We start from the raw sequence: 22,742 nt of genomic DNA, 5'->3' as shown, positions 1-22,742 counted from the left end.
CGGCCGCCGGATCAGAAGCGCACTTGCAGCTGGACGCCATAGGTGCGCGGCGGGGTGAGGTAAAGCGTGGTGGCCGAGCCGCCAGCGGGGATCGCCGTCAGCGTGCCGGTTGCCCCGTCATAGCCCTGTTCGTCGAACACATTCTTGACGTAGCCAACGACGCGGTAACGGTCTGCCGGGCTTTTCCAGACGCCGATGAGGTCCACCTGATCGAAGGCTTCAGTCTCCGAATACGGACGGTTGAAGACGCCGTGATAGGTGGCGTCCTGCCAGGAATAGTTGCCCGATACCGTCAGATCGCCATTTGCGCCAAGCGGGATGTCATAGCTGACATTGAGGCCCAGCTTGTTGGGGATGGTGCGCGGCAGCATCTGGCCTTTGAGATCCTGGGGCTGGTTGCCATTGGCATCGATCGGGCCGACAGGCTGCGCGTCGGATTGCAGGCCAAGTGGGTCCACGACATCAATGAAACAGCAGGCGCTGCGCACTTCGGAGTCGTTATAGGCATAGCTCGCAAGGATCCGCAGTTGGTCCGTAGGCGTCCACATGGCTTCGAGTTCGACGCCCTGGGCGCGCGAATCTTCAATATTGAAGAAGCGCGTGAGCCGCACACCATTTTCCACCACATCCAGCGGCGCCTGAAGGCCGTCATAGGCATAGTAGAAGTAGCTGGCGTTCAGCTGCAGCTGGTCACCGATGGATTTCTTCATGCCCACTTCGTAGGCGTCAAGGGTTTCCTTATCGGTCAGCGGAAACTGGCTGATGCCGCCGGCATTGAAGCCGCCGGATTTGTAACCACGGCTGTAGCGGGCGTAATAGTTCGTGCTCGCATCCGGTTGCCATTGGATGCCAGCCACGCCCGACAGCGCGTTCCAGTCAGCCGCGAGGCGGCGGCGGGCAAGGCCCGTGGCCGGATCAATCTCTACCGCGCTGGCAACCCCAGGGGCGTCGGCATAGGACACCGTTGCCGCCGTCAGATCGATCACCGGCGCCAGGGCGCCAGAACCGCCGAGCGAGATACCCGGAATGATGCCATAGCCCAGCACGCGCAGCTGTTCGGAGCCATACTTCTCGTCCTGAGAATAGCGCAAACCGCCGGTGAGTGTGATCGTGTCGGTAACCGCATAGTCCGCCTGCCCGAACACCGCGTAGGACTTGGTATTCAGGTCGGAGATCGCGGTGACATAATCGCCGCTGGGATTGGGCGCGGCGCCAAACGGGGCGAGCATCTGGGGCTGGGCGGCGTTGCCGAAGTGCGATTCCTGATGAGCATCTTCATAATAGGCATAGGCGCCCAAAATCCACCACAGGTCCGAATCGGTCGTGGACTGAACAGTCAGCTCGTGGCTGGAATAGGCGCGGTCTTCGATATAGCCGAAGGTGCGGGAGGGGTAGATCGTTGCCGGGGCGCAGATCGGGCCGATATTCTCGATCAGCCAGGCGCAGTTTGGCCCGCCGGTGAAGAGTTCGCCGGCAGCAATGTTCGCCGGGTCCAGCGGGTAGGTGTAGGAGATCATGTCCGTGTTGTCGTCATCACGGATCGAGTTGTAGTCGAAAATGCGGTAGCCGCCCTGATACTTGATATCGACGGTCGGCAGGCTCCAGGTGGCGATGGCGGCAAAGCCGTAATTGCCGTCAACATTGGACTGCGTAGGCGTGTTCGCATTGAATTTGCGGATATCGTCCACGCCCGGATTGGTGGTGGTGGACCCGGCCTGGGTGAAGCCCGGCATGTAATAGCCGAAGGCGTTGCCCGGCGTCAGATAGCCCGGCGGGAAGGGGAAGGGATCATAGGGCGAGGCGAGGTTGGTGCTGCGATTGCGCAGCGAGGCGTCGAGATAATCCGCCTTGAGCCACAAGGAGAAACCTTCTGCCGGGTCCATGTCCAGCTGGAACTCCGCATACGTTGTTTCATTCGCGCCGCCCTCGCTGGGGCCGCCGGCAACGTTCTTGTAATAGCCGTCTTTCTGATCGCGGAACGAGCCGCCAAGCTTGGCGCGGACCTTGTCGGTCAGCGGGCCGGAAATGGCCGCTTCGATTTCATAGGTCTGGTAGTTGGCGATACCGGCGCGAGCCTCGGCGGTGAAAGTCTCTGTCGGCCGTTTGGAGATGACGTTGATGGCCCCGCCGATGGAGTTACGGCCATAGAGCGTGCCCTGCGGGCCGCGCAGGATCTCGACTCGCTCGACGAAGAAGTCACTCTTGCCGACGGCGCTGGTGGAGGAATCATAGATGCCATCGGCGTAGGTCGCCACGCCGGGATCGGAGCCGTTGGTGTTGGTCTGGCGGCCCACGCCGCGGATGAACACGCGGTCGTCGCCTGATGAGAAGGCAAGGCTGGGCGTGAAGCGGGCAAAGTCTGCCAGGCTGTCTAGGGCGAGTTCCTGGCGCGTCTCTTCCGTAAAGGCGGTCACGGAGACAGGCACATCATTGAGGCTCTGCTCACGCTTTACGGCGGTGACGGTGACCTGTTCCAGACGCTTCACTTCGCTGGAGTCGGTGTCTTCCTGGGCGATGGCCTGGCCCGTGGCAACAATGGCCAGCGCGCTTGCGGCTGCCCACAAAGATGGTCTCTTCATTGTCGTATTCCTCCCAATCATCCTGTTTTTGAGTCAGCCGTGGCCTAGATGATTTTCGGCAGGATAAGATCGATTAATCTATTTGCATAGGGTTATCTTGAGTTTCCGTTGCGTTCGGTGCTGGCCGGGCGGCGGGCCGGGGATGCTTGCGCCTGCAGCCTGCCTGCTGTTACCCCTCGGGAAGACCAGAGGGCGGCGAGATAATGAGGAGTGCCGGGTATGAAATATGGGATACTGGGCGCTGGCCTTGGCCTGCTGGTGTTGGCCGGGTGTGGGCCACGGGCGCCGGAACAGGGGCCCGCGCCGGAGGCCGAGGTGCAGACTGATCCGCTCGCCAGCCTGCCCCCGCCGAGGGAGGGCGTAGCGACAGACCGCTTCGCGCGCCTGGCACTTTCCTGCGTTCACAAGGAATATCCCAACAAGATCAGCCATGTGCTGAACTCCGCCGCTGACGCGGCCCCGCCGCGCCAGCTTTATCCGGCCTTCTATGGTTGCTTCGACTGGCACTCCTCGGTGCATGGCCACTGGCTGCTGACGCGCATTCTGAATACGGACCCGCAGACGCCTTATGCCGGCGCCATAAAGGCGGCGCTGGCGCAGAGCTTCACGGCGGAGAATATCGCCGGGGAGGTCGCCTATTTCCAGCAGCCGGACCGGGCCTCCTTCGAGCGCCCTTACGGCACGGCCTGGTTCCTACAGCTGATGACGGAGCTGCGCCAGGCGGAGTTCGCCGAGGCGGCCGGCTGGGCAGAGACACTCGCCCCGCTGGAAACGCTGATCGCGGACTATACCAGCGCCTGGCTGCCGAAGCTCGTTTATCCCATCCGCGCAGGCACGCATAACCAGACCGCCTTTGCTTTTGGCCTGATGATCGACTGGGCGGACGCCACCGGCAACGCAGCCTTCCGTGAACAGATCGCTGCCAAGTCGCTGGAATTCTACAGCGGAGATGTTTCCTGCCCGCTGGCCTATGAGCCTTCAGGGGAGGATTTTCTCTCGCCCTGCCTGATGGAGGCAGACCTGATGCGCCGCGTGATGAGCCGGGAGAACTTTGCTGCCTGGCTCACGGCCTTCCTGCCGCTGATCCCGCAGGATGGGCACGGGGACTGGCTGGCGCCCGGCGTGGTGCTTGACCCGTCCGATGGCAAGCTGGTGCATCTTGATGGGCTGAACCTCTCTCGCGCCTGGGCGATGGAGGGGATTGCGTCGGCCCTGCCGGAGGCCGACCCGCGCCGCGCCGCGCTGCTCGCCTCAGCGGCGGTTCACAAGGAAAGCGGCGTCGCTGCCGTCAGCGAGGAGCATTATGCCGGCAGCCACTGGCTGGCGAGCTTCGCCACCTATCTGGAAACCCGCAGAGGCATTCCCGCCGAATGAAAGCCCGGCTCTCCTTCGGCCCTGGCGCGCTGGTTGCGGCCGCTTTCATTGGTCCGGGTACGGTAACGGCCTGCACGCTGGCGGGCGCCAATTTCGGCTTTGCGCTCGTCTGGGCGCTGGTCTTTGCCACGTTCGCCACGATCATCCTGCAGGAGATGACCGTGCGTCTCGGCATTCTGGGCGGGGCGGGGCTTGGCGAAGCGCTGGTCGCGCCGGGGACGCCAGTGGCGCTGAAATGGGGCGCAATCATCCTTGTGCTGGCCGCGCTGGCACTGGGCAATGCGGCCTATGAGGCGGGCAACATCACGGGCGGCGCGCTGGGGATGCGCGCCATCCTCGGCGAGGGAGACGGCGTGCAGAGAGCTGCTGCGCTCGCCACCGGCCTGATCGCCGCGCTCGTACTCCTGCTTGGGCGGTACAAGACGCTGGAGCGGTTTCTGATCGGCCTCGTCATTCTCATGAGCCTCGCCTTTGCCGCCAGCCTTGTGCTGGTGCGGCCGGATATCGGCGCGATGCTGGCGGGCCTGAGGCCGCAGTTGCCCGATGGCAGCCTGCTGACCGCCATGGCGCTGATCGGCACGACGATTGTGCCGTATAATCTGTTCCTGCATGCCGCCGCCGTGCGCGAGCGCTGGAAGGAGAATGCCGAAGGCGGCCTTGCCGCCGCGATTGCCGATACGCGCGTTTCCGTTGGCCTTGGCGGGCTCATTTCCATCCTTGTGCTGAGCACGGCAGCGGCGAGCCTCTTTGGCGCGGGGCTGGTGATCAGCAGCGGCGCGGATATGGCCTCGGCGCTGGAGCCGGCCTATGGTCCGGCGGCGCGAATTCTTGTCGGCGCAGGCCTCTGCGCGGCGGGGCTTTCTTCCGCCATCACTGCGCCGCTCGCCACCGCCTATGCCGTGTGCGAAGTGACGGGCCGGCCAAAGTCCGGCTGGCTGTTCAAAGGTATCGCGCTGACGATCGTGGCCATTGGGCTCAGCGTTGCGCTGCTGGGCATCCGTCCGGTGCAACTGATCCTTGTGGCGCAGGTGGCCAATGGCCTGCTGTTGCCGATTGTGGCTGTGTTCCTGCTGATCACCATGAACCGGAAATCCGTGCTGGGGGATCATGTCAACGGGCCGGTGCGCAATGCCCTGGGCGGTCTTGTCGTGCTGGTGGCGGCGTTCCTCGGGTTGCGGCTCATCCTGCGCGCGGTGGGCATCTGGCCATGACGCGCAGCATCTGTCTTAACGCCGATATTGGCGAGCTTCCGGGCGAGGCGGGCCGGGCGCTGGACCGGGCGATCCTCCGCCAAGTTTCCCGCTGCAGCATCGCTTGTGGTGGCCATGCGGGCGACACTGAGTCGATGACGCAGACCCTCCAGATGGCGCAGGAGTTTGGCGTGCTGGCGGGCGCGCATCCTTCCTATCCGGACCGGGAGGGATTCGGACGTTCCCGGAACAATGTCTCTGCGGCAGAGCTTGCCACTTCGCTTAAGGATCAGGTGTCAGACCTGCTGCGCATTGCGGCGGCGACCGGTACGCAGTTGCGCCACATCAAACCCCATGGCGCGCTGTATAATGATGCAGCTAAGGATGCCGGGCTTGCTGGCATGGTCGCCGCATTGTGCGCGGAAACCGGCATTCCGGTTCTGATCGGCCCGCCTGCCTCCGAGATGGAGCGCGCCGCCAGGGTGAGCGGCCTTACCTATGTTGCGGAGGGCTTTGCTGACCGCGCCTATGAGGCCGATCTCAGTCTTACCCCGCGCAATCTTCCGGGGGCTGTCTTTCGTGACGCGGAAAGCCAGAACGCCCAGGCGCTTTCCATTGCGCTGCGCCACGAAGTGATTACCCGCACGGGGGAGACCGTTCCTCTCCATGTGCAAACCCTTTGCCTGCATGGCGACACGCCGGGCGCCGCGGAGAATGCCGCGCGGCTGCGCACCGTGCTGGAAGCCCGCGGCGTTACGATACGCCCATGAGCGCGCCGGAAATTTTCTTCGTGGGGGATGATGCGCTCGCCGTGAAGCTGGCTGAGCGCGCAGCGCGTCACGCGCTTGCAGCGGCCTTGCGCGCATCGGGGCAATGGGTGGACGTAGTGCCGGGGAAGGGGGAGGTTACGGTTCAGTTCGATCCGCTGGTTGTTCCGCCCCGACAGGCAGAGGCCTTGTTGCGCCAGCAGGCGGTAGATATTCCGGAAACGGAGGATGTGTCGGTGCAGGCCATTACCCTCCACATGCAGGCCGATGACACAGCGGGGCCGGACCTTGCCCGTATCGCAGCCGAAAATGGCCTGACGGCCGAGGCGTTCCTTGCGCGCATATCTGCCTCGCCCCTGATCGTTGACATGATGGGCTTCACCGCCGGATTTGCCTATGTTTCCGGGCTGGATCCTGCGCTCATCGCGCCGCGTCTCGATACGCCCCGGCAGAGGGTTCCGGCAGGCTCGGTCGGCATGATCTCCGGACAGCTGGGTCTTTATGCGCTTGCCGGCCCGGCAGGCTGGCCGATCATCGGGCGTATCGCCGAGCCGTTGTTTGACGCCCGGCGGGAGGCGCCCTTTACTCTGGAGGCGGGTGTCTCCATCCAGCTGGTGATCGAGCGTTAGGCATGGTGGTGACAGTTCTCACGCCCGGGCCCCTGGCCACCCTTCAGGGCAGCGCTCGCCGCGGCCTGCGCCATCAGGGCATTCCCGCCAGCGGCCCGGCCGATCCGCTCTCCATGGCGCTCGCCAACCGGCTTTGCGGCAATCTGCCGGATGTCACCGCTGTTGAAATCACCTTCGGGGGCGCCGCTTTCGAATTCCGTCAGGATACGGTATTTGCGTTCGCGGGCGCGGCACTTTCGGCTACGCTGTCCGGCGCGCCCGTGCCCGCGCATGAAACCCTTGAGGCAAAGAACGGCGATGTGCTGGCATTTGCCCATCCCGCTGCGGGCGTGCGGACATATCTCGCCATTTCGGGTGGGCTCCGCGCGGAGGCGATGTTCGGGAGCGCGTCCACCTTCCTTCCTGCCGGATTTGGCGGGTTCTTGGGCCGCGTGCTCCGGGCCGGAGATCAGATGGAAGGGGCAGGCGCGGCGAACAAGCCCCCGCCTCTCGCCACGCCTACCCCCCTGCGGCCGCACATGGCGCGCGCCCACAGTCTGAGAGCGGTTCCCGGTCCGGAATTTGCCGCGCTGACGCCTGCGGTCTGGCGGGAAGCCTTCCAGACAACCAACCGGATGGACCGCACGGGGCTCGAACTCACCGGCAACTGGCCGAAGCCGGAAGCTGGTGCGCACCGCCCGAGCGCGGCCCTGTTTACCGGCGCCGTACAGCTGACGCCTTCGGGAAACGCCTTTGTTCTCCTGCCGGACGCGCAGACAACCGGAGGCTATCCGCACATCCTGCAGGTAATCCGGGCAGACAGGCATCTGCTTGGCCAGATCGCGCCGGGGGACCGTGTCAGTTTCCTGACGAGATCCGTAGACGATGCATATCAGGATCTCCGGGCAAAAGCCGGATACCTTGCAGAATGGCTGCCGGAGTTTTGCTTCTAGGGCAGAGGCCCGTCCGTTGGCGAACCATCGGCGCTATAACATCGACTGTCCATTTCCCGCTCGCGAGCATGCGCGGCAACCCACCACGCACCCAGCACGAAGCCGAAACTCGTCCCAACCCAGAACATTACAAGAGAGATAAACCACGTCACAATCCACACCTCCTTGGTGGCCCAAGGCTTAGGAAAATGATCCCCGTGGAACTATCGCGTGGCGGCGTTTTCCAGCGCCTATCCCCAGCTTGTTCGCTGGGTCTGTGGATAGTCCGCTTCTGTTCGCTGATATTTGAATGTCAGTATACGTGGTTATCACAAATTAAGCAATAATTGCGTTACAAGAAAGTCATGACACGGAACATGTATATATCCACATTGTCATGAAGGGCGGCTGAAGCACGCCGCCTGAGCCGAGGGGTGTGCCACCATGAGACGATGCGCCTAGATCTTTGTGGGGGTGGCCGGCGCGCGTCTTCCGAATCGGGTGGGTGGGATAAAGTCGGCTGCCAAACTGACCCGGCCGCTCTCTTCAGGCATGGGGGGCGGCCGTCCTCCGCTGCCCCGGCAACCCCTCCCAGCGGGCGGCCGGGCTGTCCTTGGGGAATGCGGCGCGCGCTCCTGTTTCGGTCACGTGAGTGTGTTCCTGGCTGTAACGCGACCGGAACGGGTAGGCTCTTGACAGAAATAATAGATGGATGTCCAACAAACATCATATGGCCCCAAGAGGCGATAATAAGACATCCTGGGAGGATACATTGTCATTCAAACGTAACGTGCGGCTTCTGGCCGGTACGGCCCTTGTCTGGTGTGCGGCGCTGGAAGGCGCCTGGGCACAGGAAGCCACCACCCCCGCAGAACCTGAAGCGGCCGAGCCCGCCGCGCAGGAAAACGACCGGCGCCTCTCCACCGTCACCGTCACCGCGCAGCGCCGCGAAGAGAGCGTTCAGGACGTGCCGCTGGCCGTGACCGCCGTCACGGGTGAGCAGATGGCCGCCCTGCGCGTGGAGAACATCGAGAATATCAGCCTCATTTCGCCCAGTATCACGTTCAGCAAGACCAACTCCCCGGCCGCCTCGTCGAACATCCAGATCCGCGGCATCGGCACGACCGGCCAGTCACGCGTGTTTGAAGGCGCCGTGGGCGTGTTCATTGACGGCGTTTACAGAACGCGCTCCGGCCAGGCTCTGTCGAGCTTCCTCGACATGGACGGCCTGCAGGTTCTGCGTGGTCCGCAGGGCACGCTGTTTGGCAAGAACACCTCGGCCGGCGCGCTGCTGCTGAACTCGGCTGCGCCCAATCTTGATGAAGTTTCCGGCTTCGTTTCGGCCAGCTATGGCAACTACAATGCGTTCGACGTTTCGGGCGCGGTGAATATTCCGGTTACGGACACGTTTGCGCTGCGCCTTGCCGCCAGCCATTCGGAGCAGGACGGTTTCCTCGAAAGCCCGGCTGGCAAAAGCGAGGGCGACCAGAATATGGATTCGTTCAAGCTCAGCGCCCTGTGGGAGCCAACCGATGCGCTCTCGGTCAAGCTGATCGCCGACTATTCCAAGCAGGATGACGAAGTGGGGTATGCCACCGTCAACGTTGTGGATGGCCCTCTGACGCCGCTGATCAACGCGCTCACCCTGGCAAACGGCCTGGCCGTTCCCTCCAACAACATCAACGACTATCAGGCCAGCATCAATACGCCGACCTCGAACAAAGTCGAAGACAAGGGCATCGCGCTTCTGGTTGACTGGGATGTTGGCCCCGGCACGCTGAAATCGGTCACCGCGCTGCGCGAGTATGATACTGTTCAGAATGCAGACGCAGACTTCACCGGCGCAGACATCCTGAACATCAACGAGCTGTTCAACTCGCAATTCTTTTCGCAGGAATTCACCTATGGCGGCGAGGTTTCCGGCGCGGTGAATGCGAACTATCTGTTCGGCGTCTTCTACTCCGATGAAGAGCTGGACATGGGCCGCAACCTCTCGCACGGCACGCAGGCGCAGGTCTTCTGGAACACGCTGCTCGGCGCGCAGGGTGTGCCCTCGGCCATCATCAATGCGGCCCCTGGCGAGTGGGCGCGCGAAGTGCTCATCGGCACGGCGGAGTCCCTTGCTCTCTTCACGCATTGGGATTTTGCGCTCACGGACCGGGTCAACCTGATCGCGGGCCTGCGCTATTCGGAAGACGACAAGACAGGGTCGTTCTACTACGATCTCTTCCGCGATCCGGTGTTTGATCCCTTCGCCATTGCTGGTTCGGGCCCTGGCCCGGAATACGCCCGCAACTTCTCCGACGAGGCAGTCTCCGGTACGCTCAGCCTGCAATACCGTCTGAACTCGGACGTTATGTATTACGCAAGCTATAACCGCGGCTACAAGGCTGGCGGCGTCAACGTCGACGCCAGCGGCGCCGGCGTTCCGGGCAGCTCGCTCAACCCGCTGGATACCGGCTCGTCAGCGAATCCAGTGTTCGCGCCCGAAACCATCGACGCCTATGAAATCGGCGCCAAAGTGGACTGGATGAACGGCGCGGCCCGCACAAACGTCGCCGTTTTCTATAACGACATTCAGGATCTTCAGGTCGCCCAGTTCCTGGGGCTGATCTTCACCATCCTGAACTCGCCGGAAGCGGAATCCTACGGTGCGGAGTTCGAGCACACCCAGGCGCTCACCGATTATCTGACCTGGAACGCTTCGGCCACCTGGCTGCCGGAAGCGAGCTATGGCGAAGATGCCGGCATTGGCGTCCTCTCCGGCCGCCGCTTCCCCAACGCCCCGGAACTCTCCGCCAACACTTCGCTGAACCTCAATTATGAGCTCTCCGGTGGTAAGGCGCTGACGGGTCTCGTTCAGGTCCAGTATATGGGCGACCGGTTCACCAACACTGCGTCGAACCTGAAGGAAGATGCGGTCACGCTGGTGAACGGCAATATCGGGCTCACATTTGACTCAGGGCTTTCGGTCTCTGCTTTCATCCGCAATGCGTTCGATGAGCGCTATGTGATGCAGCACTTCAATACGCCGATCCAGGATACCGACCGGAACGGCTATGTAGCGGCGCCGCGCACCTTCGGTGTGTCTGTCCGCAAGACCTTCTGATCCAACTTTATCTGCCGCGGCGGGAGAAATCCTGCCCGCCGCGGCCAGCTTTATTACGCAGGCGCACAATGAGGCGCCTTGTTTCCTCCCCGAAACTGGCGCGCTGCACGCGTTGTGCAGCGCCGCATTTTTCAGCGGTCCTGTCATCCATTTGACAGGCTGTTGCAAACACGCATCAATGTTCCCGATGCGTACAAAAAATAATCGGGCAGCACCAAAAAGCTGACCCTGAATCTCGGGGGAGATAATGAAACAACACGAGCGTCGGCAGCAGTCGTCGGATAAACTCATCAATGCCTGTCTGGAGCTTGCCTCTGAGCAAGGCGTCTCGGCACTCACATTTGATAATATCGGTCTGCGGGCCGGATACAGCCGTAATCTGGCGTTCCAGAAGTTCGGGTCCAAGGGTGGCCTCCTGGAAGCCGTCATCAACCATCTGCATGAAGTGATGTCGGAACGCCGCCGCCGTCAGGATCTCGATTCTCTGCCGGGTCTGGACGCGCTGCTGCTCTATTGCGACGTGCATATCGCCGCGCTCGACAAAACATCGGAAATGAAAGCCTATTTCATCCTGATGAGCGAGGCGATTGCGGCCATGTCCGACATGCGTGAACAATTTGTCGGCTCTCACCTGCGCTCGGCCACCGAGCTCATGCGGATCATTCGCCTCGGCCGGGAGGATGGATCCATTCGCAAGGATGTAAATGTCGAAATGGCCGCGCGCCTCATCGGCACTCAGCTGATCGGCATTTCTTCGCAATATCTGATCGAGCCGAGCTTCAATCTGAAAAAGGCCCGCAAGGAACTGCATCAGGTTATTCGCGCGGCCTATGCCGCCGGGCAGCAAGGCGATGCCTCGCGGAAATCTACCGCAGCAGTGTCGGGCAGATAGGTCGTCCGTTCACGGTAGGGAAGGCTGGTGCGCCGGTTGACGGTCATCCGGCGCGCTTATAGCGTCAGGGCCAGCCAGTCACCGGAGAGAAAGATGAAAACCCAGGCAGCCGTCGCCTATACCGGACAGCCCGGTTTCAAGTATGAAACCGTGGAAATCGAGGCGCCACGCCCCGATGAGATTCTGGTTCGCGTGCTCGGTGTGGGCCTTTGCCATACCGATCTGGTGTTCAGCTCCGGCGCGGCGCCTTATCCCTTTCCGGCAGTGTTCGGCCATGAAGGCTCCGGTGTGGTGGAAGCGGTGGGCGCGGACGTCACCAAGGTGAAGCCGGGCGACAGCGTGCTCATCACCTTCCGCTCCTGCGGCGCGTGTGACCGGTGCGAGACGGGCGACGCCGCCTACTGCCGCACCATGCCGCTGCTCAACTATACCGGCCGGCGCACAGATGGCACTTCGGCGATCAGCAACGAAGCCGGTCCTGTCTCGTCAAACTTCTTTGGCCAGTCCACCTTTGCCGGCCATGCCATCACCTATGAACGCAATGTCGTGAAGGTCGACCCCTCCCTCCCGGTAGAGATCATGGGTCCGCTCGGCTGCGGCATCCAGACGGGGGCCGGCGCCGTGATGCGCTCGCTCGCCGCGAAGCAGGGCTCTGCCTTCCTTGTCACCGGGGGCGGATCGGTGGGCCTCAGCGCCGTGATGGGGGCGAAGATCCAGGGCTGCGCCACCATTATTCTGGTGGAGCCGATGGAGTCGCGCCGCCAGCTGGCGAAGGAGTTGGGCGCCACGCATTGCATCGATCCCACCGCCACAGCGGATGTTCCTGCCGCTGTGCGCGCGATTGCGCCGATGGGCGTGGACAACGCGCTGGACACAACCGGCATCCCTGCAGTTCAGGCCGCTGCGCTTGCCTGCCTTGGCTCGAAGGCCACCCTCGGCCTGGTCGGCGTCAGCGCGCCGGGCACGCCGATGCCCGGCGATGTGAATACGGTGATGACGTTTGGTCAGGCCGTAAAAGGCATCATCGAGGGCGATTCGGATCCCGATGAATTCATCCCGGAACTGATCGGACACTTCAAGGCAGGCCGTTTGCCGTTCGACAAGCTGGTGAAGACCTATCGTCTCAGCGAGATCAACGAGGCCATCGCCGCACAGCATCATGGCGAGTGCGTCAAGGCTGTCCTGATTCCCTAAGGACGGCGCACATCGGACTGGCGGATGTCCGCCAGCGTCCGGCAGCCCATCAGCGCCATGGTGATTTCCAGCTCCTCGCGCAGCGTGCGAATGAGGTGCGCCACGCCCAACGCGCCCGCGACGCTAAGCGCCCAGATATAGGGCCGGCCGATCATCACGGCGTCCGCGCCCAGCGCGATGGCCTTGAAGGCGTCGCTGCCGCGCCGAACGCCGCTGTCAAAGAGGATGGGCGTGGTCCCGTTCAGGCGCGCGGCAATTGCGGGCAGGGCGGCAATCGCGGCAGGCGCGCCGTCCAGCACGCGCCCGCCATGATTGGACACCACCACGCCTGCTGCCCCGGCATCCACCGCGCGGGTAGCATCATCCGGGTGCAGAATACCTTTTACGAACACCGGTAGCCGGGTCACCCCTGTCAGCCACGCGATGTCTGCCCAGCCCGGCGCCGCACGCATCATGGCGTCGAACACGGCGCTCTCGCCGGATTTCAGCGCGGGCGGGGCCGTTTCCGGTGGTAGATTGGCGGCCACCATTCCGGGCGGCAGGGCAAAGCCGGCGCGCTGTGCCCGGTTGCGGATGCCGCCGATCGGCGCATCGACCGTTACCAGTAGCGCGCGGCAGCCGGCGGCTTCGGCCCGGCGCACCAGCGCTTCGGTGTCCGCGCGGGCCGGTTGCATGTAAATCTGAAACCAGACCGGTCCGCCTTGTCCGGCGACAGCCTCTATCGTCTCCGTTGCCATGCAGGAAACGGCAAATGGCGTCTGCATCACGGCGCTGGCCTGGGCGCTGGCAAGCTCCCCCTGCGGATGAAACAGCTTCTGCCAACCGACAGGCGCCAGGATGAAGGGATGGGAAAGGGCCTCGCCTGCCAGCGTCAGGCGCGTATGCCCGCCAGCCACATCGGCCAGAACGCGCGGGATCAGTGTCAGCGCTTCCAGCGCCTGGGTATTGGCGCGCAACGTAATCTCGTCGCCCGCTCCGCCGGCCAGATAGGCCAAGATGCGCGGGTCGAGCATTTTCTCCGCATACCGCTCATAATCACCAGCGCTGACGATATCCGGCGGGATGGCCGGGAGAGGGGCAGCGGCGCGGGTCATGCCTCCGCCCATTGGCGCAGGAGGTTATGATAATGGCCGGTCAGTGCCACCACTTCAGGTGCATCGGAAATCTTGCTCCGAAGGGAAAGAATGGTCATGTCCAGCTGGAACAGCATGCCCCGGCGCGCATCATCGCGCACGCGGCTCTGCGTCCAGAGGAAAGAAGCCAGCCGCGCGCCGCGCGTGACAGGCTCCACGCGGTGCAGGCTGGTGGAGGGGTAAAGGATGGCGTCGCCGGCGGGCAGCTTCACCTCATGAACGCCGTAAGTATCTTCAACGATCAGTTCGCCGCCATCATACTCATCGGGGGAATTGAGAAAAACCGTGGTGGAAGCATCCGTGCGTACACTGATGCCGGTATAAGGGTCGGTATGGAGGGCGCTGTCGACATGATTGCCATAATGCCCGCCGCCTTCATAGCGGTTGAAACGCGGCGTCAGCACGGTGTGCGGCAGGGCGGCAGACTGGAACAGCGGATGGCGCAACAACGCCGCCTTTACGATCTCCCCCATCGGCTTTGCCTCGGGCGCATCAGCGGGCAGTTGCAGGTTTTGCTTCACGCGCGCTGCTTGCGCCCCGGCGGTGGCGGCGCCATCGCGCCAGTCCGCCGCCGAGAGCGCGTTGCGGAGTAAGGCCAGCTCCTGTCCGTTCAGAACATCTGGAATATGCAGGAGCATGGCCGTCTTCCTTGCGTCAGAATCGGACGTTCAGCGACAGGTAAGCCGTGAGCGGCTGACCGGGGGTGAGACGCGCGCCGGAATTATTCAGTGTCGAGATATAATCCTCATCGAAGAGGTTATACACGTTGAGCTGAAGGGCCAGCTGCTCGCTGAACTCATACCGGGCCATCGCGTCCACCACCCAGGCTTCCGGGATCACCGGAACGTTTTGGGTCGAGATGTCGGTGGCCGGGTTCACCACGCGCTTCTGTTCACCGGTATAGCGGGCGCCGCCGCCGAAGGTGAAGGCGGGGGTCAGCTTGTAGGTGCTCCAGACGGTGGCAGAGAGATCCGGCGACCAGCGCGCGGCTGCGCCCTGGGTGTTGTTGCCGGTCGTGCCTTCGGTCACTTCGGTATCCATCGTCGTCAGGCCGGCGGAGATCTGCCAGTTCTGCGTCAGCTTGCCGACAGCGGAAAGCTCGATGCCTTCCACCTTGCGTTCGCCCAACTGCTCATAGGTGTTCGATCCCGGATCGAGCACCGCCAGTTCATCCTTGTTCGTGGTCGAATAATAGGCGGCCGATACGGCGAGATGTTCGCCGAAGAGATCCCATTTTGTGCCAACTTCCAGGCTCTCCGTTTCCTGAGGATCGAAGGCCGGATTGTTGATGCTGGATTCCGAAGACGACAGCGAGAAGTTCGCTCCGCCCGGAGGGGTCAGCGCGTTGCCATAGCTGATATAGACGCTGCCATTTTCGCGCGGTTTGTAGAGCGCGGCCAGCTTCCAGCTGACGAGGCTGCCATCTGCGGTGATTGAGGTTGGCACCAGCGTGCCCACCGGCAGAGCTGGGTGCGAGGTGGCGGTGGAAACCGACACGGCATCATAATCGATGTCGTAATTTTCCGCGCGCAGTCCGGCGGTGAAGAACCATTTCTCGTCCAGCTTCACCGTATCGAACAGGAAGGCAGCCAATGTCGTGGTGCTGCCATCGGTTTCTGCGCCGGTTGCGTAGGGAACGGCCAGGCTGACATTGGCAGAGGGATTGTAGAGCGGCGCGGCCGGAATGGTCAGGCCGGTGGTCGAGAAGGAAAGTGACTTCTGGCTTTCATACAGGGCCTCGAGGCCGGTGGAGAAATCATGCACCAGGCGGCCGGTCGTGAAGCTGCCGGTGAGGATGGTCTGGTTGCCGAGGATTTCGTTCGTCTGGTCCACGCGCTGGCGTGAGCGGGAGACGGTCCAGGTGGCGGGATCAGAGGAAGGGGCAGACAGGGCGTTGATGCCCGTCAGCACACGGTCCATCTGTGTCTTACCATAGCGGGACGTATTGGTCAGCGTCAACCCGCCGCCAAGGTCATGGATCACCTTGGCAGTGATCATGTTGGCTTCCACATCTTCATAGTCGGCGCTGCTGCCATAGAAGTTGGAAGGATCAACTGCTGCGCCTGCGCGCAGGTCCGCGTTCGCGTTATAGAAACCTTCAAGGCCAATGGAGGGAATGCCGCCATCGGGCACATTGTCCTGAACGATGTGCTGGCCGAACAGCTGGAACTCCGTACCCGCGCCGATGCCGAAGGCGATGGAGGGCGCGATGCCGTATCCGGTGCTCGTCACTTCGTCCCGGCCCGGCACCGGCATGTCCTGCACCATCACATTGAGGCGCACGCCGGTCGTCTCGCCGAGCATCTTGTTGGCGTCGCCGGTCAGGCGGACGCCGCCCTCAGTGGTGGCCCCGGCATTGAGGGCCGTGAAATCATCCGCACGCGGCGTTTTGGAAACCTGGTTGATATAGCCCGAAGAGGCGCCCCGGCCGATATCGGAGCCGGCTGGCCCCTTGGCCACTTCAATTTGTTCGAGGTTGAAACTGTCGCGCGTCACGGCGCCCAGGTCGCGGATCCCGTCCTGGAAGATCGAGCTTTGCGAGGAGAAGCCCCGCATGGTGAAGGTATCGCCAGAGGAGGTGTTGCCGTTCTCGCCCAGCTGCATCGTGATGCCCGGCGTGTTGCGCAGCGCTTCCATGAGGCTGACGGCGCCCTGGTCGGCAATGAGCTGGCCAGAGATCACGCTGATCGTCTGGGGCGTGTTGACCAGTTCCTGGGTCAGCTTCGGGGAGGAAACGCGCGGCACGATGTAAAGGGTTTCACCCTCCACAACCACCGTCTCTTCGCGTTTCTCCGGGTCGGTGTTGCGGGCGTCGTCGGCTTCCGCATGGGCGGCGAGCGGGCCGCTCAGGGCGGCAATCAGGGCAAGGCTCGTGGTCAGTCCATGTTTGCGACTGCGTATCATTATCGTCTCCAGAATGTGGGGGCGTCCGGGCGGCGCAGGTGCTTGCGCCAGGCGCGGACGAGGTTGGCTGTCAAAATGCCCGCAAAGCGCGGGGATAGGGCAGGCCATGAACGTGCCAGGGAGGTCCGGTGTCCCATGCGGCTCGTTGGGCCGCAGGCGGAAATGGGCAGAACCTCCCGAGAACGGCCATCGGGCCGGATGGAAAACCTCTCCTGTTTCTTTCCTCTTGGGGGGCGCAAAGAAGGCTGATCCCTGCTTCACGCAGCGGACTCAGTGGCTCCAAATCACCCCGGAACAGCGGGTAGGCCTATTGAGAATGGTTTGCAAGATGAATCTTGCAAATGCTTCACATTCTCGTTTGGGTGTGCTGAGGGCGCAGCAAGGAGGCCCGAAGGCGCTTAACCGGCGCTGTCGGGGTCAAAGTGACAGAAATAACGAGCTCCCCAGGAAGTTACCGGACATCTGGATACCTTCCCACAGGCTCACTCTATAGGTCGCCCGCTTAAAATTGATTGGATCAATAGTTTCGCCTGACGCACTCTCTCCGGATAGATTCACACGCGAGGAGAGAAACAATGGACGGCAACGACCTGCCCCCCCAAGACAAATGCCCCGTCATGCACGGCGCCATCACGGTTGCGGGCAATTCCAACACGGCCTGGTGGCCGGAAACGCTGAACCTCGACATTCTTCACCAGCACGACACGAAGGTCAGCCCGCTTGGTAAGGACTTCAACTATCGCGATGCGGTCAAGACGCTCGATTTTGAAGCCCTCAAGAAAGACATGCACGACCTGATGACCAACAGTCAGGAGTGGTGGCCGGCTGACTATGGCCATTATGGCGGTCTCATGATCCGTCTCGCCTGGCACTCCGCCGGGTCCTACCGTCTGGCCGATGGCCGCGGCGGTGGCGGCTCGGGCAACATCCGTTTTGCGCCGCTCAACTCCTGGCCGGATAACGGCAACCTCGACAAGGCTCGCCGCCTGCTTTGGCCGATCAAGAAGAAATACGGCAACAAGATCTCCTGGGCCGACCTGATCCTGCTGTCGGGCACTATCGCGTATGAAAGCATGGGCCTCAAAACCTATGGCTTCTCCTTTGGCCGCGAAGATATCTGGGCGCCGGAGAAAGACGTTTACTGGGGCGCAGAGAAGGAATGGCTCGCGCCGTCTGACTCGCGCTATGAAAATGTCGACCAGCCCGAGACGATGGAAAACCCGCTTGCTGCCGTGCAGATGGGCCTCATCTACGTCAACCCGGAAGGTGTCAACGGCAAGTCCGATCCGCTGAAGACGGCGGCCCAGGTTCGCGAAACCTTTGCCCGCATGGCGATGAATGACGAAGAAACCGCCGCGCTCACCTGCGGTGGTCACACCGTCGGCAAGGCCCATGGCAATGGCGACGCCAGCAAGCTCAGCCCGCCGCCGGAAGGCACGGACCTCGAAGCCCAGGGCTTCGGCTGGCTGAACCCGCATATGGACGGCAAGGCCACGAACGCCATCACGTCGGGCATCGAAGGCGCCTGGACCACCCATCCCACCAAATGGGACATGGGCTACTTCAAGCTGCTGTTCGGTTATGACTGGGAACTGACGAAGTCGCCGGCCGGTGCCAGCCAGTGGCGCCCCATCAACATCAAGGAAGAAGACATGCCGGTCGATCCGACAGATTCTTCCAAGCGCGTCATGCCGATGATGACCGATGCCGATATGGCGATGAAGGTGGACCCGACCTACAACGCCATCTGTCAGAAGTTCATGGCGGATCCGGCCTATTTCGACGACTGCTTCGCTCGCGCCTGGTTCAAGCTGACCCACCGCGACCTCGGCCCCCGCGTCCGCTACATCGGCCCCGACGCGCCGAAGGAAGATCTGATCTGGCAAGACCCGGTTCCCGCCGGCAACACATCCTACGATGTGGCTGCCGTCAAAGCGAAGATCGAAGCCTCTGGCCTGTCGATCTCCGAAATGGTCTCCACCGCCTGGGACAGCGCCCGCACCTTCCGCGGCTCTGACCTTCGCGGCGGCGCCAACGGTGCCCGCATCCGCCTCGCGCCGCAGAAGGATTGGGAAGGCAACGAGCCCGCCCGCCTGCAGAAGGTGCTTTCGGTGCTCGAGCCGATTGCCCGGGAAACAGGCGCCAGCGTGGCAGACGTGATCGTCCTTGCCGGGAATGTTGGTATCGAGAAGGCCATCAAGGCGGCCGGTCTCACTATCGCCGTTCCTTTCGCGCCGGGCCGGGGCGATGCCACGGCAGAACAAACCGACGCAGCGTCCTTCTCCGTTCTGGAGCCCATCGCTGATGGCTTCCGCAACTGGGTGGCGAAGGAATATGCCGTGAAGCCGGAAGAACTGCTGCTCGACCGGGCTCAGCTCCTCGGCCTCACGGGCCCGGAGATGACGGTTCTCCTCGGCGGCCTGCGTGTCCTCGGCGCCAACCATGGCGGTACGGCGCATGGCGTGTTCACCGATAAGGTTGGCGCGCTGACGAATGACTTCTTCGTCCACCTTACCGACATGGGCTATCGCTGGGTGCCGAAAGGCAAGAATGCGTATGACATCGTGGACCGGAAGACCGGCGCCGTGAAGTTCACCGCAACCCGCGCAGACCTGGTGTTCGGTTCGAACTCCATCCTGCGCGCCTATGCCGAAGTCTATGCCCAGGACGACGCGAAAGAGAAGTTCGTGAAGGACTTCGTGGCAGCCTGGACCAAGGTGATGAATGCAGACCGGTTCGATCTGCACTGATCGGCCAGCGAACTGAAAAACAGGAAGGGCGGTTCGTGAGAGCCGCCCTTTTTATTTGCCCGAACGGGGGACGATTATCCCGCCTGCCCATCCAGCGCCAGCTGCACCCAGGCGCGCGTTTCCGCTTCCGGGCTCTCAAGCCCCTGCGCCACGTCTACGCGGTAGTGCGGCGCCACGCGGGCCAGCACCATGGCGTAAAACTTCTGTGCGCGGGCAATGTCGTCCTGCGTATCGCCATCCCACGCCTCGGTGGCTTGCCGCTCCGTCGCCAGCGTGTCCAGCCGCGCCAGCATCTCGCGCACCTCCAGAAGGCGGCAATTGTCCGCCATTTTCTGCAGGCGCTCGGCGTCCGGCATGTCATAAGGGGAAAGCCCCTCATGGGCTGCGGCGGAAAGATAAGGCAGCAGGGAAATCTTGTTCACAGCCGGCCCCTGCCATTCCTCCAGCAGGGCCCCCCAGATTTCCTGTGCCTGATCCGTCCAGAGACGTTCCTCTTCGAGGCTGGCAAAGCCTGAATTGAACGGGTCGTCGGGTTTGTAGCCATTCTGGAACAATTCGTCCCAGCGCCGGATGCGCTCGATCAGCTCGGCGCTGAAGCCAAGGCTTTCCGGATCAATATTGGTATAGGTCTCGTCATCCCATAGCGGCCAGCACTGGTATTCTGGCGCCAGACGCAGGCAGCTCGGCGGTTTGGTGGGGTCATAGTCTGGCCCTTCATCCTCTTCCGGATCAAGAAAGTCCGGATAGTTTTTGCCCTTCCTGCTGGAGGGGCCGCTGCTGGTATTTGTCAGCAGAAAGACGAATGCTGCCGTCAGCGCGCCCATCGCGGCAAGATCAGCCAGCAGGCCGGCAATCCCCGTGCCCAGCCAGATTCGCCATAGGTTCTGCTGCTCCATCATCAGTACCAGGGCAAATACGCCCACATAGATCAACAGCGCGTTGCGCGTCGCTACCCGGCCGCGCCGCTCCGCCTCATCGGTGACGGGACGGTGGCGCGCGGCCCAGAGGAGGTATCCGGCCTGTGCCGCGATGTTCAGGGGGAAGATCACCAGCGCCGCCCGGCTCTGCGCCATCAGCGACAATCCCGATGCCAAGGTCAGCCAGCCGCCAATCGTCAGCAGGCGGGTTGCCGTCTCCTCAACGCGGTCGCGTTTCAGGGTGATGGCGGCAATCGCCTGGTCCAGCAGCCGGTCCATCGCCATGCGCCGGATGAGCACCACCCCGCCAAGCGTGTAGAAAAGACCGATGGCAAAGACAATCCAGGGCAGGGCGGTCAGCATGGCGGTCTGTCAGCTCCGGAAGGGCAGAAGGGGGCTGCTCCACCGTTAGTCAGGATCGCTTGCGCCGCCAGCCCCTGAAACGGGGGAGTTCAGAACGGCGAAATTGCCAGCCGGATGATCTCCGTCAGCCGCTTCTTCAACTTTTCGCGCACCTCTGGATCATCCGTCATGTCGCCGGAAATATGCTGGCTGATCGACGTGCCAAGCAATACTGCGCCAAACAGCTGTGAGCGCTCCTTGGCATGCTCCCCGCCGATCACCTCGGCAAAGGGCCCATGAAACCGTTCGTGGATTGAGGCGCGCACAATCGGGCCGGCAATCGGGGAGTTGCCCGAATGCAGCATGACGAGGATATCCTCCAGAGGCTTGCCGTCATCTTCCGGGTCGAACATCAGCTCGCCCACTCGCTCTGGCAGGCCTTCCAACTCGCTGCCGATCACGTCCACGCCGCGCTCGCCCGAATTCATCACGGCGGCGAAAAGCTCTTCCTTCGATCCGAAATAGCGCGACACCAGCGCCGCATCCGCCCCCGCCAGAGAGGCGATCTCACGGATGCCGACATTCTCGTAGCTGTCGCGTGCAAACAGGGTTCGCGCCGCGCAGAGGATGGCGTTTTTGGTGCTGGCGGCGTCCCGGCGCCGGATTGGCTGACTACATTTCATACGTTTTCCTACCCCACAAAAATTAATTTGTCATCACCTGTTGACTTACGCTTCCCGCGACGTCATATGCGGTCAACAGCTGATGACTTACAGGCGTTTCTCCACCGTTTCGCCTTGTTTATGAAGGAAAAATGAATGCGTTCGCGCCATTTTGCAACCGTTTCCGTTCTGGTAACGGCACTTGTCGTGGGGGCATGCAGCGCGCCCCAGGCACAAGAACAGGGCGGTCCTCCCCCGCCGCAGGTTGATGTTGCCGTCCCCCTTTCTTCCCAGGTTGCTGACTGGAACGGTTATACCGGCCGTTTCGAGTCCGTTGAACGCGTAGATGTACGTGCCCGCGTCAGCGGCTATGTGAAATCGGTGGCGTTTGAAGATGGTGCCCGCGTCAAGGCAGGGGACCTGCTGTTCACCCTCGATGACCGTCCGTTCCGCGCGACGCTCGCCCAGGCCGAAGCGCAGCTCGCTCAAGCCAAGGCGCAGCTCGGCCAGGCCCAGTCGGATCTGGAACGCTCCGAAAAGCTGGCTGAATCCGGCGCCGTGTCGGTCGAGGAACTCGAACGCAACCGCACCAGCCTGGCCAGCGCGCAGGCCAGCGTTGCCGCCGCGGAAGCCGGGGTAGAGGCCGCCCGCCTCGATCTCAGCTTCACGCGCGTCACAGCCCCCATCGATGGCCGCGTCTCGGCCCGCAATGTTGACCCCGGCAACCTCGTCGCTGGTGGCAACTCGGCCGGCGACATTCTCACCACCATCGTGCGCGACGAAGAACTCTACTTCACTTTCAACGTCTCCGAGGCCGACTATCTCCGCTACATGCGCGCCGAACAGTCCGAAGGCGCCGTGAAGGCAGAGGCCCGCCTGCAGGATGAGGCCACCTTCACGCGCCCGGGCGAAGTCATCTTTGCGGACAACCGCATGGGCGACACCACCGGCTCGATCCGTGTGCGCGCGCTGGTCGAGAATGAAGACGGGCTCATCCGCCCCGGCATGACCGGCGAAGTGCGTATCAACGGCTCGGCCCCTTACGCCGCGCTGATGGTGCCGCAAGCGGCCGTCCAGACCGATGGCACACGCCGAACACTGTTCCTGGTCAATGAGCGCAACGAGGTTGAGGCTGTTCCGGTCCAGCTGGGTCCGCTCAGCGGCAACATGCAGGTCATCACTGGGGGTATCCAGGCGAATGATCGCGTGATCGTCAACGGCCTGCTGCGTGCCCGTCCGGGCGCGACAGTCAACCCCGTTTCGGTTCAGCTTGACTATGAGACCGCGCCCGAAGGCCCGGTCACCGTCCAGAGCCGTCCGGCCATGACGGCCCGCCGCATCGCAAACTGACACGCGGCGGCCTGCTGGCCGTCAGCCTATTCCATTCTC

16 protein-coding genes are annotated in these 22,742 nt (G+C 62.7%); 10 read left to right on the top strand and 6 right to left on the bottom strand.

The window, feature by feature from the left end; all coding sequences use genetic code 11:
- Positions 1-11: 11 nt before the first annotated feature.
- Positions 12-2,579 carry a TonB-dependent receptor gene (locus BBF93_RS12005; RefSeq protein ID WP_114106058.1) on the bottom strand — a complete coding sequence of 856 codons (2,568 nt, stop codon included), beginning with the start codon at positions 2,577-2,579 and terminating at the stop codon, positions 12-14.
- 219 nt (positions 2,580-2,798) lie between these two features.
- Between BBF93_RS12005 and BBF93_RS12000 the strand changes: the two genes are divergently transcribed.
- The 8 genes from BBF93_RS12000 (at position 2,799) to BBF93_RS11965 (ending at position 12,645) form a co-directional block, all read left to right on the top strand.
- On the top strand, positions 2,799-3,953 hold the full coding sequence (locus BBF93_RS12000; protein ID WP_233349108.1) for a DUF2891 domain-containing protein: 1,155 nt from the start codon (positions 2,799-2,801) through the stop codon (positions 3,951-3,953).
- Positions 3,950-5,164 carry an Nramp family divalent metal transporter gene (locus BBF93_RS11995; RefSeq protein WP_114106057.1) on the top strand — a complete coding sequence of 405 codons (1,215 nt, stop codon included), beginning with the start codon at positions 3,950-3,952 and terminating at the stop codon, positions 5,162-5,164. Before BBF93_RS12000 ends, BBF93_RS11995 begins: the two co-directional genes overlap by 4 nt.
- Positions 5,161-5,913 carry a 5-oxoprolinase subunit PxpA gene (pxpA, locus tag BBF93_RS11990; protein ID WP_114106056.1) on the top strand — a complete coding sequence of 251 codons (753 nt, stop codon included), beginning with the start codon at positions 5,161-5,163 and terminating at the stop codon, positions 5,911-5,913. Before BBF93_RS11995 ends, pxpA begins: the two co-directional genes overlap by 4 nt.
- Positions 5,910-6,539, top strand: coding sequence for an allophanate hydrolase subunit 1 (locus BBF93_RS11985; protein ID WP_114106055.1), 630 nt, complete (start codon positions 5,910-5,912; stop codon positions 6,537-6,539). Before pxpA ends, BBF93_RS11985 begins: the two co-directional genes overlap by 4 nt.
- A gap of 2 nt (positions 6,540-6,541) precedes the next feature.
- Entirely contained in the window at positions 6,542-7,471 is a 930-nt protein-coding gene (locus BBF93_RS11980; RefSeq protein ID WP_114106054.1) for a biotin-dependent carboxyltransferase family protein, read from the top strand.
- A 751-nt stretch (positions 7,472-8,222) separates the two neighbouring features.
- Positions 8,223-10,559 carry a TonB-dependent receptor gene (locus BBF93_RS11975; protein WP_051612398.1) on the top strand — a complete coding sequence of 779 codons (2,337 nt, stop codon included), beginning with the start codon at positions 8,223-8,225 and terminating at the stop codon, positions 10,557-10,559.
- Between the two features lie 247 nt (positions 10,560-10,806).
- Positions 10,807-11,451 (top strand): TetR/AcrR family transcriptional regulator, encoded by a 645-nt coding sequence (locus tag BBF93_RS11970; RefSeq protein WP_051612397.1) that lies wholly within the window; start codon positions 10,807-10,809, stop codon positions 11,449-11,451.
- A gap of 93 nt (positions 11,452-11,544) precedes the next feature.
- Positions 11,545-12,645 carry an NAD(P)-dependent alcohol dehydrogenase gene (locus BBF93_RS11965; protein WP_114106053.1) on the top strand — a complete coding sequence of 367 codons (1,101 nt, stop codon included), beginning with the start codon at positions 11,545-11,547 and terminating at the stop codon, positions 12,643-12,645.
- Here BBF93_RS11965 and BBF93_RS11960 read toward each other — a convergent pair.
- The 3 genes from BBF93_RS11960 to BBF93_RS11950 are packed head-to-tail and all read right to left on the bottom strand — an operon-like array spanning position 12,642 to position 16,682.
- Positions 12,642-13,739, bottom strand: a complete 1,098-nt coding sequence (locus BBF93_RS11960; protein WP_114106052.1) for an alpha-hydroxy acid oxidase — start codon at positions 13,737-13,739, stop codon at positions 12,642-12,644. The two genes, BBF93_RS11965 and BBF93_RS11960, sit on opposite strands and share 4 nt — an antisense overlap.
- On the bottom strand, positions 13,736-14,416 hold the full coding sequence (locus BBF93_RS11955; protein ID WP_114106051.1) for a Fe2+-dependent dioxygenase: 681 nt from the start codon (positions 14,414-14,416) through the stop codon (positions 13,736-13,738). Before BBF93_RS11955 ends, BBF93_RS11960 begins: the two co-directional genes overlap by 4 nt.
- A gap of 16 nt (positions 14,417-14,432) precedes the next feature.
- Entirely contained in the window at positions 14,433-16,682 is a 2,250-nt protein-coding gene (locus BBF93_RS11950) for a catecholate siderophore receptor Fiu (RefSeq protein WP_114106050.1), read from the bottom strand.
- A gap of 575 nt (positions 16,683-17,257) precedes the next feature.
- Between BBF93_RS11950 and katG the strand changes: the two genes are divergently transcribed.
- Positions 17,258-19,432: a catalase/peroxidase HPI gene (katG, locus tag BBF93_RS11945; protein WP_114106049.1), complete on the top strand. Its 2,175-nt coding sequence runs from the start codon at positions 17,258-17,260 to the stop codon at positions 19,430-19,432.
- Positions 19,433-19,506: 74 nt separating this feature from the next.
- On the opposite strand, the gene BBF93_RS11940 is transcribed toward katG, so the two are convergent.
- Positions 19,507-20,712, bottom strand: a complete 1,206-nt coding sequence (locus tag BBF93_RS11940; RefSeq protein WP_114106048.1) for a hypothetical protein — start codon at positions 20,710-20,712, stop codon at positions 19,507-19,509.
- An 89-nt stretch (positions 20,713-20,801) separates the two neighbouring features.
- The gene (locus BBF93_RS11935; RefSeq protein ID WP_035596313.1) at positions 20,802-21,374 is read right to left on the bottom strand and encodes a TetR/AcrR family transcriptional regulator; all 573 of its coding nucleotides are present in this window, start codon (positions 21,372-21,374) and stop codon (positions 20,802-20,804) included.
- Positions 21,375-21,509: 135 nt separating this feature from the next.
- Between BBF93_RS11935 and BBF93_RS11930 the strand changes: the two genes are divergently transcribed.
- Complete coding sequence (locus BBF93_RS11930) at positions 21,510-22,703, top strand: efflux RND transporter periplasmic adaptor subunit (RefSeq protein WP_035596311.1); 1,194 nt, start codon at positions 21,510-21,512, stop codon at positions 22,701-22,703.
- Positions 22,704-22,742: the final 39 nt, after the last annotated feature.

Origin of the sequence: Hyphomonas sp. CACIAM 19H1 (assembly GCF_003325995.1) — a bacterium.
GTDB classification, from domain to species: domain Bacteria; phylum Pseudomonadota; class Alphaproteobacteria; order Caulobacterales; family Hyphomonadaceae; genus Hyphomonas; species Hyphomonas polymorpha.
This window is presented reverse-complemented; position numbering and strand designations above follow the sequence as displayed.

Bases quoted from the DNA above. Each gene is read 5' to 3' on its own strand.
- BBF93_RS12005 (WP_114106058.1), bottom strand. From the start codon at position 2,579: ATGAAGAGACCATCTTTGTGGGCAGCCGCAAGCGCGCTGGCCATTGTT.
- BBF93_RS11985 (WP_114106055.1), top strand. From the start codon at position 5,910: ATGAGCGCGCCGGAAATTTTCTTCGTGGGGGATGATGCGCTCGCCGTG.
- BBF93_RS11950 (WP_114106050.1), bottom strand. From the start codon at position 16,682: ATGATACGCAGTCGCAAACATGGACTGACCACGAGCCTTGCCCTGATT.
- BBF93_RS12000 (WP_233349108.1), top strand. From the start codon at position 2,799: ATGAAATATGGGATACTGGGCGCTGGCCTTGGCCTGCTGGTGTTGGCC.
- BBF93_RS11970 (WP_051612397.1), top strand. From the start codon at position 10,807: ATGAAACAACACGAGCGTCGGCAGCAGTCGTCGGATAAACTCATCAAT.
- BBF93_RS11955 (WP_114106051.1), bottom strand. From the start codon at position 14,416: ATGCTCCTGCATATTCCAGATGTTCTGAACGGACAGGAGCTGGCCTTA.
- katG (WP_114106049.1), top strand. From the start codon at position 17,258: ATGGACGGCAACGACCTGCCCCCCCAAGACAAATGCCCCGTCATGCAC.
- BBF93_RS11980 (WP_114106054.1), top strand. From the start codon at position 6,542: ATGGTGGTGACAGTTCTCACGCCCGGGCCCCTGGCCACCCTTCAGGGC.
- BBF93_RS11935 (WP_035596313.1), bottom strand. From the start codon at position 21,374: ATGAAATGTAGTCAGCCAATCCGGCGCCGGGACGCCGCCAGCACCAAA.
- pxpA (WP_114106056.1), top strand. From the start codon at position 5,161: ATGACGCGCAGCATCTGTCTTAACGCCGATATTGGCGAGCTTCCGGGC.
- BBF93_RS11940 (WP_114106048.1), bottom strand. From the start codon at position 20,712: ATGCTGACCGCCCTGCCCTGGATTGTCTTTGCCATCGGTCTTTTCTAC.
- BBF93_RS11995 (WP_114106057.1), top strand. From the start codon at position 3,950: ATGAAAGCCCGGCTCTCCTTCGGCCCTGGCGCGCTGGTTGCGGCCGCT.
- BBF93_RS11960 (WP_114106052.1), bottom strand. From the start codon at position 13,739: ATGACCCGCGCCGCTGCCCCTCTCCCGGCCATCCCGCCGGATATCGTC.
- BBF93_RS11930 (WP_035596311.1), top strand. From the start codon at position 21,510: ATGCGTTCGCGCCATTTTGCAACCGTTTCCGTTCTGGTAACGGCACTT.
- BBF93_RS11965 (WP_114106053.1), top strand. From the start codon at position 11,545: ATGAAAACCCAGGCAGCCGTCGCCTATACCGGACAGCCCGGTTTCAAG.